Raw genomic sequence first — 13,289 nt, forward strand, 5'->3', positions numbered from 1 at the left:
GGCTGGTTGGAGTATCGACATGGACGTACGCAGTCCTCTGTTTCAGAACATCGCCCTCATCGTTGCCGGCGTGCTGTTTCTCAACCCCATCGTCGCCACGGCGGCGCAACTGACGGTTGACCAGGCCGCAGGCGGCAACACTGCCGTGACCCAGGCGCAGAACGGTGTACCGATGGTCAACATCGCCACCCCTAACGGCAGCGGCCTGTCGCACAACAAGTTCACCGACTACAACGTCGGCCAGCAGGGCCTGATCCTCAATAATGGCGATCAGGCCCTGAGCAAGACCCAGTTGGGCGGCTACGTGGTCGGCAACCCGAACCTGAAGAACGGCGCTGCCGGGCTGATCCTCAACGAAGTCACCGGTGGCAACGCCAGCCAGCTCAGGGGCTACACGGAAGTGGCCGGGCGCTCGGCGGCGGTCATCGTCGCCAACCCGCACGGCATCACCTGCGATGGCTGCGGCTTCATCAACACCCCGCGCGTCACCCTTAGCACCGGCACGCCGGTCATCGAGGACGGCCGCCTGCAGCGTTTCGACGTCGACGGCGGACAAATCTCCATCGAGGGTCAGGGCCTCAACGCTGGCAATGTCGACCAGTTCGACCTGATCACCCGCAGCGCGCAGATCAACGCCGAGCTGCACGCGAAGAAGCTCAACATCATCACCGGCCGCAACGAGGTGGATGCCAGCACCCTGGCCGCAACCGCCAAGGCCGACGACGGTTCGGACAAACACATGCTGGCCATCGACAGCTCGGCCCTCGGCGGGATGTACGCCGGCGCCATTCGCCTGGTGGGCACCGAGCAGGGCGTGGGCGTGAAACTGGCCGGCGACATGGCCGCTAGTGCCGGGGATATCCAGATCGATGCCAATGGCAAGCTGAGTTTGAACCGTGTGGCCGCCAGTGGTGACGTTGCTCTCAAGGCCAGCACTATCGACCTAAACGCTGACACCTACGCAGGTCGTAACGCCACTATCGAAGCGCAGCAGGTCGAAGTGCGGGAAAGCCTCGCCGCTGGCCAGCGCTTGGCCGTGCAGGCTGATCAACTGAACAACGCCGGCATTATCGAGGCCGGTGTGGCTGCCAATGGCAGCGTCAGCAGCGCGGGCCATCTGCAGCTCGACGGCGGCAAGGTACGTAACGCCGGGCAGATGACCAGCCATGGCAGCATGGCGACCGACCTGCAAACACTGGACAACCAGGGCGGCAAGATAGCCACCGCAGGCAGTGCCACGCTCAAGGCTGAGCAACTCGACAACCGCGAAGGTGAGATCCTCGCCCAGGGCAACCTGACACTTGACGCTGAAAGACTGGACAACCGCGCCGGCAGCGCGTTGGCTGGTCAGGCCTTGACCATCGAGGGCGAGGCTGTCGACAACGCAGCCGGCACACTGGCAGCGGGTGGCAGCATTCAGGCCGAGGTGAGCGAGCGCCTCGACAACACCGCAGGCCTTATCGAAGCTGGCGGCCAGGTAAGTCTGCAGGCGGGCGCGCTGGATAACCGTAGCGGCCAGCTTCGCGCTCTTGGGGGTGCTGGCGAGAGTCGTCTCGCGGTCGATGAGCAGTTGAACAACCAGGCTGGCCAGATCGAAATCGGCAGTGCCAGCCTGGCGGTCGAGTCCGGCAACCTGATCAACCAGGACGGCCTGATTCGCCATGTCGGCGCGCAAAAACTGGACATGAGCCTGGAGCAACTGGGCCAGGCCGGTGGCCGCATCCAGACCAACGCACAGCTTGATCTGCAAGCCGACAGCTGGACCAACACCACCGAACTGCAGGCCGGGCGCATCTCGCTCGATATTGCAGATCTCACGCAAACGGCAGGTGCCGCGTTGCTGGCCCGCGACAACATTGAGGCCAAGGGCAACGCCTGGCGCAACGATGGGCGCATCGAAACCGATGGTAGCCTCAGTCTGGAGCTGGAAGATACTTACGCAGGCGATGGCACTCTCATCGCTCAGGGCGACCTGAATGTCAGCGCCGCTGCAGCCGAGTTGGGCGCCAATGCCAAGTGGCTCGCTGGTGGCTCGTCGAAGCTGAGCGTGCTGGGTGATCTGGTCAGCCGTGGTCAGATGACTGCGGGTACCTGGCTGCAGCTCGCCGCGCAAAATCTGCGCAACAGCGGCACCATCGGTGCAGCAGGTCAAATGTCACTGCAGTCGGCGGATATCCGCAACGAAGACGGCTTCCTGTTCAGCGGCGCCTCCATGCTGCTGGAGGCGGATCGCTTCACCAACCAGCGCGGTGACCTCTACAGCGTAGGTGACCTGCAGTTCGTCGCCAACGAGGAGGGCGATGCCCCTGAGCTGTTCGCCAACCTGTCCGGCGTGGTGGAAAGCGAAGGCAACATCACGATTCGCGCGAAGCAAATCACCAATGCCCATGAAGTCGAGAACCTGATCGTCAGCCGCAAGATCGCGGCGCTGTTCTACAACCCGGATTGCACCGACTGCAGTGGCGACAAGGAAAACGTGCGCTACCGCCTGCGTCAGATCGACCGTACCGAAGCCACCAGTGATGTGCGTACCGCCTCGCTGCTGGCTGGCGGTGATCTCACCCTTAGCGGCCAGGCCATCAACAACCGCTACAGCATGCTCGCGGCCAACGGGGCGGTGCGTATCACGGGCGACACCTTCACCAGTGTCGGCGCCGAGACCGGCGAGTATGTTTCCGAAGACCGTGCCACCAGCGAGCGTGAGAAATCCCAGGGCTGGATTCACGACAACGTGAGGTGGTTCAACTCACGCAACTGGCCCACGGGCAGTGCCACTATCGAGGCCGACCTCAACAACATCCTTACAAACACCCTGAAAGGCAGCTTCGAGCATTTCGGCACCACCTACACGCCAGACGCCGAGCAGAGCTATGCGGCCATCGTGCAGGCCGGCGGCGATGTCACCATCAATGCCACACAAATCGGCAATGCCAGCATTCGCCCGTCGTTCAGCTTCGTGAATGGCGGCACGCGGGTGGATACCGGTGCGCCGGGCAGCGATATCGCCACCTTCGTCACCCTCAATCCACAACTGCCGCCCGACCTGCAGCAGAAGGCCGTCGACCCGCTGTCGCTGCCGGGCTTCGCCCTGCCTAGCGGGCAGAACGGGCTGTTCAGCCTGAACAACAACCCGGGCCATCGCTACCTGATCGAAACCAACCCGGCCTTTGCCAATCTGGGCAACTTCCTCAACTCCGACTACATGCTCGGCCTGCTGGGCTTCGATCCGGACGAGATGCAGCGCCGCCTGGGCGATGGCTTCTACGAGCAGCGCCTGGTGCGCGAAGCCGTGCGTGCGCGTACCGGCCAGCGTTACCTGGCAGGGCTGGACAGCGACGAGGCGCAGTTCAAGTATCTGATGGACAACGCCCTTGCCAGCAAGGAGGCCTTGAACCTCAGTCTGGGCATTGCCCTGAGCGCCGAACAGGTCGCGGCCCTGACCCACGATATCGTGTGGATGGAAGAGCGCGAAGTGCAGGGGCAGAAGGTTCTGGTGCCGGTGCTCTACCTGGCGCAGGCCGAAGGGCGCCTGGCACCTGGCGGTGCGCTGATCCAGGGGCGCGACGTGGCGCTGATCTCTGGCGGCAACCTGATCAACAGCGGTACCTTGCGTGCGACCCAAAACCTGACCGTGACCGCTCAGCAGAGCATCGCCAATAGCGGCCTGATGCACGCCAATGAACGCCTGTCGCTGCTGGCCGGCGACAGCATCCGCAACAGCCAGGGCGGCATCCTCAAAGGTCAGGAAGTCAGCCTGGTTGCGGTAGCCGGAGATGTGGTCAACGAGCGCACCATCAGTACCCACCGCAGCACCACGCGCCATACCGACCGCCAGCAGAGCTTCGTCGACAGCGCGGCGCGCATCGAGGCCGGTAATGAGCTGCTGGTTAGTGCCGGCAACGATATCCGCAACATCGGCGGCGCCATCAGCGCAGGCGGGAATGCCACGCTGCAGGCGGGCAACGACCTGATTCTCGGCTCGGCCGAGGCCGAGAACCGGCAGAACAAGTGGGATCGCAAAGGTCACTCCTACCAGAACAGCATCACCCAGTACGGCAGCGACGTACAGGTGGGCGGTGACCTGACGGCTGTTGCCGGTCGTGATCTGCTAGTGGTTGGCAGTACCGTCAAGGCGGGTGGCGATATCGGCCTTGGCGCTGGCGGCGATATGACCATCGCCTCGGCGGCGAACGAGAGCAGCTCCGATTACTACCGCAAGAGCGGTGGCAAGAAAGTCATCGCCCAGGAGCAGCACGTCAAGCAGATCGCCTCGGTCATCGAGGCCGGTGGCAATCTCGACATGCGCACCGATGGCAATCTGCTGCTCTCCGCCAGCCAGCTCAAGGCCGGTAACGAAGCCTATCTGTATGCCGGCGAGCAGCTTGCCCTGCTGGCGGCGCAGAACAGCGACTACTCGCTGTACGACAAGAAGAAAAAAGGCGGTTGGGGCAGCAAGGAAACCCAGCGCGACGAAGTCACCACCGTGCGCAACGTCGGCAGCTCCATCACCACGGGCGGCAACCTCAGCCTGATCAGTGAGGGCGACCAGCTTTATCAGAAGGCTCGCCTGGAAAGCGGTAACAACCTGACCCTGGACAGTGGCGGCGCGATTACCTTCGAAGCCGTCAAGGATCTGGATCAGGAAAGCCATGAGAAGAGCAGCAACAGCTGGGCCTGGACCTCAGCCAAGGGCAAGGGCACGACGGATGAAACCCTCTACCAGAGCCAACTGATCGCCAAGGGTGATTTGGTGATACAGGCCGTGGACGGTCTGAAGATCGACGTCAAGGAGGTCAATCAGCAGAGCGTCAGCCAGACCATCGATGCCATGGTCAAGGCCGATCCCGAGTTGGCTTGGCTGAAAGAGGCTGAAGCCCGAGGTGATGTGGATTGGCGCCAGGTGAAGGAGGTGCATGACTCCTTCAAGTACAGCCACTCGGGGTTGGGGGCTGGGGCAGCGATGATCATTGCCATCGTTGTAGCGTATTTCACTGCAGGCGCTATGAGTGGCCTTGTCGCCAATGGTGCTACTGCTGCCGGCGCATCCACTGCTGCTACATCAGCAGGCGGTGCTTGGGCTGCTGGCACAGGGGCTAGCCTTTCAGGGATTGGTTGGGCCAACGCAGCTGTTACGGCGGGTCTGACTGGCATGACCAGCAATGCCGCGATCAGCACCATCAACAATCGAGGCAATCTTGGTGCTGTAGTCAAAGACATCACCTCTGAGGACGCCCTGCGTGGTTATGCCGTAGCTGGTGTCACTGCCGGTCTGACGAATGGTCTTTATGACGGTTGGGTCGGGACGGAAACGGGGACGGCAGGCGCTATCCAGAACGGCGGCAAAGTCATCGCTGGCGGTGGTGGCCTGTCCACTCTGGAAGGTATTGGCCGCTTTGCTGGGAATCAGTTGCTGCAGAACGGCACTTCTACCGTCCTCGATCGTGCTCTGGGTGGTGATAGCTCGTTCAGCGACGCGCTTCGTAACAGCCTGGCCAACACCTTTGCGGCAGCGGGCTTCAACCTGATCGGCGATGTAACGGCGAAGGGGCAACTGAACCTGGCCGATGGCAGCCCAGCCAAGATTGCCATGCATGCCGTGATGGGCGGTCTGGCAGCAGAAGCGGCTGGCGGGGATTTCAAGACGGGGGCACTGGCAGCAGGCGTCAACGAGGCTCTGGTCGGTCATCTATCGGATTGGTATGGGCAGATGGATCCCGAGCAGAAGAAAAGTCTGCTCGTGATGAACTCGCAGGTAATTGGTGTGCTGGCGGCTGCGGCGCAGGGTGGCGATGAGAAGGCGCTGCAGGTTGGTTCACAGGTGGCGGGGACGGCTACCCAATACAACCATTTAGATCACGGCGATTCGCAATCTTTTGCAGATGCAATGGAGTCTTGTGGCTCCAGTGAAGCTTGCCAAAGAGATCTATGGCAGCAAGAAAAATATGCAGAAGAAAGTGCGTACAATGATTCATTTGTTGAGAACGTAGCTGGAGGAACCCTAGCAAGAGACAAGATGGGTCAGGTTGCAGCAGGGTTGGACGTCCTGTTAGCTATGAAATGCTCTACACCTACCTGTGAAGGATATAAGCTAGATCTTATTGAAAGCGCGCTTAAAAACTATGCCACGTTAAGTGAAATAGCTGGTGAGTGGTCACCCACGTTTGAACGTCTTGGGCTACTCTCTGGAGTGGGACGTGCTACTGGTGAGCAAGGATTGCGACCTCGTCCGGCAGGTACGCCACTTTCTGTAGGTGCAGCTCAGTTTGAAAAGGCTGTAGCATATTTTGCTAGTGTTAAAGTTGGTCCAAAAGCGACAGGCAATACGAGTGGTACTCTGGCTTTGCCATCGCCCGAGTTCAAGGTGCCCACTGGTTATAGTTTAAGTCGAAATGCAGATGGTTCAGCGACTGTTACAGGGCCAAGAGGTGGGGTATATAACTCAACAGGGCGTTACACCGCCGAAGGAAAACCAATTTATCGCGATAATAGTGGCGGGTACGTTACTCTGGATGGCAGTAGAAACACGGTCAGCGCCCCGCCGAATTATGAGTCCGTGCCGCTCCATCATATTTGTACTAATAAATGTATGGCGGGTGCCAATGGGCAGGTGGCTTGGACGAAGGAGTATCAGCGTTTCTTTGATGGGGCTGGTCTTAATATCAATCGCGCAACTGAGAATTTGGTGGCGGTGCCCGGGCATAGAGGGCCGCATCCCGAGGCTTATCACCAATATGTCTATGGTAACCTGGATCAGGCCACGCGAGGTTTAACGCCTAATACTCAATCCTATAATCTAGCCGTGACGAGAACCTTGGAAAGGATTAAGTCGGAAGCAGTGATTGTGGGGAGTCAGGTTAATAAATGGCTTACAGGGCAATAGTGTGAAATATTATTTGCTTAGGCAAGATGTTGCAGTTCCCGGCAAGTGGGTGCTCGGTGACGTGCGGCATGTAGATAATTGGCATTTTAGTAATCCGCCGGTGAATTTTATGGAGCCTGGTAGATATACTCTCGATATTCGGTTTGATGGTAATGAGGTTGATTATTCTCTTGCTGGTTACGCTAGTGCTCCAGTACTGAGTGCAAAGGCTTGTGGCGCTTTGGCTGGGTTGCCAGAGATTGATGAGCCATACCGAAATGTCGTTTTTGAGCCGGTGCAAATAGAGGGTAAGCAGGTTTCCCAAGATTATTTTCTGATGATTGTTGAAACGCAGATTGATTGTGTTGATGAAGAAAGATCCGACTTTAATAAATATGATTTTGATGATCCTGTAAGACCAGACCTGGCGGGTAATTATCGTTCGTTCGTTAATCTGGTTGTCGACCCGGCAAGGATTGGATCACATCATGTTTTTAGGTTGAAGAAATATCTAGGGGCACTAATAGTTAGTGATGAGATAAGGCTTCGCTTTGAAAGGGCAGGCGTGGTAGGGGCCATTTTTGAGTCGGTAAGTGGTGATCGAATAACTGTTGCTTAGTTAAGGAAAAAGTAAGCGGAAAAAGAAGGGTAATAGGGGACGGGTAGGGGACGGGTAATAGGGGACAGACCACGTTTATTGGTCTAGGGTTATGGAATTCCATGGAAGGAGGTCTGTATGCCACGTCGAGCACGCATATCACTGCCAGGCGTTTCAGTTCATCTAATTCAGAGAGGGAACAATCGCTCAGCCTGTTTTTACGCTGACGAGGACTATCTTTTTTATCTGGATGTATTGATGGAACAAGCAAAGAAGCATGGATGTGCGATCCATAATAATAGGGGACAGACCACGATTAATTTCTCCGTAGTAACAATAGGGGACAGACCACGATTAATTTCTCCGTAGTAACAATAGGGGACAGACCACGATTAATTTCTTCGTAAATCGTGGTCTGTCCCCTATTGTTTTCTGTTTCTGGTAAAGCAGTTTGTGGATATTGCCGAGGAGATATAGCGGCAATGGCAGAGAAGTCTGGACTTACATCCCTTACAGTTAAAGAGGTTGCAACCGGTAAGACTCTATACTGGCAGCCTGGAATGCGCTCTTTGAGGGAAAGGAATTAGGAGATGAAATTTTCTCTATCATGGGTTGTTGGATTCGGAAGCGAGTGCCAGGGAGGGAGGACTCAAGACCCATCTTGGAGTGATGTTGAATCGCGTTTGAGGGAGGTATGTAAAATGTCTGGTTCTGTTACTTTAGAGACTATGAGTTCCAGTGATTTTGAGTTACTGAGTTTGCAGGTTATTGCAGATAATGGAGTATTTGTGATGACTTTGGGTGAGGATGATGGCGAGGATTACAGCGTTCGGCACTATTTCGGGGATGGAGAGGCTGGAACTAAGGTTGATGTTCTAGGGGATGCTGTCGATGCCTCAGCGGTTTGTACTGATTTTCAGGTTGTTGTTGATATTTTTAGTGGGTTCTTTGAAAAGGGACACGTGCTTCGGAGCTTAATGGCCTAATCGTGGGAAAAGGGAACGGATTCTGAGGAATCCCCACAGGGGGAAAAGGGGAAAGGGAAAAGGGGACAGATTTATTTTCTGCCTGATCGGCTAAGCTGAAGGTCTCAATGGAAGGAGGTCGTTATGCCAAGGATGGGGTGCATCGTGCTGCCGGACTGCCCACATCATGTGGTGCAGCGGAGTACAAGTGGCTGGTGGTGTTTCTGCCAAGGAGCACTACCGGTGTTATATAGCCTTCCTGGGTGAGGATGGTTTGTTCCCTATGCCTTCCATGTTTTAGGGGTTATGGTCTGTCTTTGATGGTTGAATGTGGTAAGAGGATTTTAAGTTGATTTATATATCTATTTTGATTGTTCTGTGCGCGATGTTCCGTTTCTCCCGATGCGCCGCGCTACTGGTGATTTCGGTGTTCATGCTAACAGCCTGCAATACAACTCCTTATGATCGGGCGACTGTGTTCTATGATCGTTCCGAGTTTCCCCGTCAGTTGGCTAAGGATCTCGGTATCTCCGAGTTGCATGTGTCTCAACATGGGCGGTGCTCAGCTATTTTGACTACGCCCGGCTCTAATCGAGGTGTTTACTATTTCTGTACCTTTGCGCTCACACCTGAAGCGCTTTATGTGATGGGGTGGAATGCTACCACTCTGTCCTATCAGGAAATCGCAACCATCAAGCTTGCCGAGCTGAAGGAAGTTGCTTACGAGAAAATCTTGAGAACAAGCCAGGTACAGCTAGTTGAGGCGCAGCGCGTGGTGGCGCTGAGCGTAATGATCGACGAAGGTGGCTATCACGCCACCAATGAGTCTCTGCTGTTGTTCGAGTCGCTGAAACAGATGGGGGCTCGTGAGGGTATCAGCGAAGGCATGATTAATCCACCTCCTGCGCCAGCCCCAATTTTTATTCCAGTCGTAGTGCCTAGGTAGAAAATATCCGGAAAAGGGAAAAAGGGGACACCCATTAGCCGGCTCTGCGTCAAGACTCAAAGCAACCCGCTCTGCTTTTTAACGGCAGAGTTTCTCCAGTGCCTAACCTGATGGGCTATCCCGGTCGAGTCCGTTTCCTCGTTATTGGCTGCGACCACCAGAAAAGGGGACAGATTTATTTTCGGCTGCCAGTGAGGTGGGCCAATAAATAAATCTGTCCCCTTTTTTGGTGACGTGCTGCTGGATGCCGGCCGGGACGTGACGATTGCCGCAGCAGCCAACGAGAGCAGCAGCGAGTACCGCTACAAGCGCAGTGGCAAGAAGGTCAACAAGGAGGACAGCAGTGTACGTCAGCAGGCGGCGGTGATCGAGGCGGGTGGGGATCTGGGTGTACTGGCCGACGGCAACCTGATCCTCAGCGCCAGCCAGCTCAAGGCCGAGGGTGAAGCCTTCCTGTATGCCGGTGAGCAACTGGCTCTGCTGGCTGCTCAGAACAGCGATTACTACCTCTACGACATGAAGAAGAAGGGCTCCTGGGGCAGCAAGAAAACCCAGCGAGACGAAGTCACCACGGTACGCAATGTCGGCAGCAGTATCACTACGGGTGGTGATCTGACCCTGGTCAGCGAAGGCGACCAGCTCTACCAGAAGGCTCGCCTGGAAAGCGGTAACGATCTGATCCTCGACAGCGGCGGCAGCATCACCTTCGAGGCAGTGAAGGATCTGGATCAGGAAAGCCACGAGAAGAGCAGCAACAGCTGGGCCTGGACCTCTGCCAAGGGCAAGGGCAGCACGGATGAAACCCTCTACCAGAGCCAACTGATCGCCAAGGGTGATCTGGTGATACAGGCCGTGGACGGCCTGAATATCGATATCAAAGAGGTCAATCAGCAGAGCGTCAGCCAGACCATCGATGCCATGGTCAAGGCCGATCCCGAGCTGGCCTGGCTCAAGGAGATGGAGCAGCGCGGGGATGTCGATTGGCGGCAGGTGAAGGAGATTCATGACTCCTTCAAGTACAGCCATTCGGGGTTGGGCGGTCCGGCGATGATCATCATCGCGATCATCGTGACGTACCTGACGGCAGGGGCGGCCAGTGGTGCTATAGGCACTATGGCGGGAGCAGGGGCTGGTAGCGGCTCAGCCATGGCTGCAGCAGGAACGGTAACAGCCACCAGCGCGGCTGGAGTGACAACAACTACAGCCGTCGCGGCGGGCTGGGGTAACGTCGCTTTGACTGCCGTTGCCACCTCAGCAGCCAGCAATGCAGCCATTAGCACCATTAACAACCGGGGTAACCTGGGCGCGGTGCTCAAAGACGTCACGTCCAGCGATAACCTTAAAGGCTATACCTCCTCGGCCCTAACCGCGGGCATTACCGCTGGCGTGCTGGACAGTGCCTTTGGTGTAACCGGTGATAACGTCAACAAGGTCACCAAGGGTTTTGATCTTAGTAAACCGAGCGACCTGGCCAAGTTCGGTTCCTATCTCGGAGCGCAGGGTGCGGTGCAGGCCGCAGCCCAAACCGCGATCCAGGGCGGCAGCCTGGGCGGCAATCTGCAAACGGCATTGACCGGCCAGATGCAGCACCTGCTGCAGGCCGGTGTCTTCAATGCGGTGGGTGATTTCGCCGGCGGTAAGTTGGTGGAAGGCATCAACTGGGCGGACGGTAGCCCGGAGAAGATTGCCCTGCATGCTGTGGTTGGTGGATTGCTCAGCGAAGCGACTGGTGGCGATTTCAAGACTGGGGCATTGGCTGGTGGTGCCAACGAACTGCTGATCGAGCGCCTGTCTGGTGTTCTCAAAAGCGACAAAGGCCTGGAGCTGGTGGTGTCGCAACTGATCGGCGTGGCGGCGGCGACGGCTACCGGTGGCGACCCGGCCAAGGCAGCGGAGCTGGCGAAGAATGCGACGGCGTATAACAGGCAGTTGCACAGTGCCGAAGCCAAACTCCTGGATGAATTGGCACAACGTGATCCCGAGAGAGCCAGAGCATGGGATGCAGCTGCTTGTGCGCTGGTTTCCTGTGCTGCTGGTATACCGCCCAGTGATCCCAACTATGAATTTCTTACCGCCCTGCAAGCGGAGGGGGCGCAGTACCCAGAGCTTCAAGTCAGTCTTCAGGAAAGTGGTTTGTTTAGCTACTCCCTTGATGAGCGGTTTAACGACGCGGTTTCCAGTCGTGGGGAGGGGCTTTACTACACCAGCGCTGCAGGCAGTGTCATTGGAGGTGCTGGCGGAGCCATCGTCTCAGGTGTCGGAGGAGCGGGCGCTTGTACTGTTTCCTTCGGGGTCGGGTGTGCACTCGGAGCAGCTGGTGTCGTGGGTGGCATCTCGGAGTACAGCGACGGCTTGGATCGTATTAGCAACGGCTATACCTCCACGGAAGGCCAGAAGGTTATAGACTCGTTTAGGCCGGGAACACATCCGGGCGATGTGAGCTTGGCCGAAAAAGCGGGTGACTTTGTAGTATCTGCAGCAGCTGATCTTGTGTTGCAGCGTGTTGGCGGTAAAGTTATTGACCGTGTTGCCAAGGTCGTTGACGGGAAGCTGAATGTTCCCAAAACGGACTCTGGTGCTGTGGGGGATGGTCCAAAAGCGACTGGAACAGCAGGGAAGATTAAGACTGAACCCGGCGCAATACCTGACGCAAATGAAGTACGTGCAGGACAAGGATTATCTGGTCTTGGGTACGATGTTACGCACCAAACCACTGCGTCAGCTAAAGGTGTTCAAGGGCAGCGAACTGCGGACTTGCATGTTGATGGACTCGGTTCCATTGATGTGTACACACCGAAGAATCTTGATCCGACAAAGATAGTTCGAGCGATAGAGAAGAAGTCGAATCAAGCTGGCGGAGTCTTGGTGCAGGCGGACTTGCCAAGCACTGACATGTCGTCCATTGCTGCTCGTATGTGGGGGGAGACTAACGCGCAGAGTATAAAAACTATATTCTTCCAGAAACCTGATGGATCATTGGTGCGATTTGATCGACCTGCTGGAGGAGGCTAATTATGCCGAAGTACTCGTGTGCCTGTGGCTACGTTATGAACCTTTCGCAAGGATGGTCAGGTATGAGTTGACTCTAATTCCTGAGTCAGCAATAGAGAGCTTGGGGGATAGGCTAGATAGCGAGGATAAGCTGTCTTCTGATCAGTTATATGAAGCTCTTGATGAAAAGGCTATTACGGTCTACCGATGCCCGAAGTGTAGACGATTGCATTTAGAGGAAGAGCCAAACAAGTTCACTACTTATATAATTGAGTAGGCTATTGCTGGATAGATGCCTAGTCTGGGAAAAGGGGACATGGGAGCAATAGGGGACAGACCACGATTAATTTCTCCGTAAATCGTGGTCTGTTCCCTATTATTCTTCAGTGCCGCTGCGAGAACTTTTACTGAGCCAGGCACTTCGTCCGGTCACTGACCTATGCGTGGCTTGTTGCTTGGGGAGTCTGGGCTGTATCACCCGCCCGCGACGACCTTATCTGGGCTGATTTGCGGCTCAACATTTATCACGCCTCCCTCTGTACAGCTATTGGGGGCGGCTACGAACATTTAATATCACGCCGTTCAGGGCATGGGAACAATAGGGGACAGACCACGTTTATTGGTCTAGTAAAACAATAGGGGACAGACCACGTTTATTGGTCTAGGGTTATGGAATTCCATGGAAGGAGGTCTGTAGGAAAAAGGGGACAGATTTATTTATCACCTGATCGGCTAAGCTGAGGTGCTCATATGTTGGTGAGCAGCTAATTCACGCGAGAGTCGGGCAATTCTGTTGAGAACAATAGGGGACAGACCACGTTTATTGGTCTAGGGTTATGGAATTCCATGGAAGGAGGTCTGTATGCCACGTCGAGCACGCATATCACTGCCAGGCGTTTCAGTTCATTTGATTCAGAGAGGGAACAATCG

5 protein-coding genes and 2 pseudogenes are annotated in these 13,289 nt (G+C 56.3%); all 7 read left to right on the forward strand.

Annotated features, from left to right (window positions below; all coding sequences use genetic code 11):
- Positions 1–19 precede the first annotated feature (19 nt).
- Positions 20–6,880 carry a two-partner secretion domain-containing protein gene (locus tag PCLY_RS00940; protein WP_061237367.1) on the forward strand — a complete coding sequence of 2,287 codons (6,861 nt, stop codon included), beginning with the start codon at positions 20–22 and terminating at the stop codon, positions 6,878–6,880.
- A 1-nt stretch (position 6,881) separates the two neighbouring features.
- Positions 6,882–7,478, forward strand: coding sequence for an imm11 family protein (locus PCLY_RS24270; protein WP_197432111.1), 597 nt, complete (start codon positions 6,882–6,884; stop codon positions 7,476–7,478).
- A 389-nt stretch (positions 7,479–7,867) separates the two neighbouring features.
- Complete coding sequence (locus PCLY_RS25455; protein WP_463439457.1) at positions 7,868–8,044, forward strand: cytidine deaminase-like fold-containing protein; 177 nt, start codon at positions 7,868–7,870, stop codon at positions 8,042–8,044.
- Between the two features lie 3 nt (positions 8,045–8,047).
- On the forward strand, positions 8,048–8,443 hold the full coding sequence (locus PCLY_RS24715; RefSeq protein ID WP_156458540.1) for a DUF6911 family protein: 396 nt from the start codon (positions 8,048–8,050) through the stop codon (positions 8,441–8,443).
- Positions 8,444–8,771: 328 nt separating this feature from the next.
- The gene (locus tag PCLY_RS00950) at positions 8,772–9,368 is read left to right on the forward strand and encodes a hypothetical protein (RefSeq protein ID WP_231740086.1); all 597 of its coding nucleotides are present in this window, start codon (positions 8,772–8,774) and stop codon (positions 9,366–9,368) included.
- Between the two features lie 1,146 nt (positions 9,369–10,514).
- Positions 10,515–11,117: pseudogene (locus PCLY_RS25460) on the forward strand (DUF637 domain-containing protein); the annotation flags it as partial.
- Between the two features lie 843 nt (positions 11,118–11,960).
- Positions 11,961–12,380 (forward strand): annotated as a pseudogene (locus PCLY_RS25465) (CdiA C-terminal domain-containing protein); the annotation flags it as partial.
- Positions 12,381–13,289 lie beyond the last annotated feature (909 nt).

The organism is Ectopseudomonas composti, from assembly GCF_001567565.1.
Lineage (GTDB): Bacteria > Pseudomonadota > Gammaproteobacteria > Pseudomonadales > Pseudomonadaceae > Aquipseudomonas > Aquipseudomonas composti_A.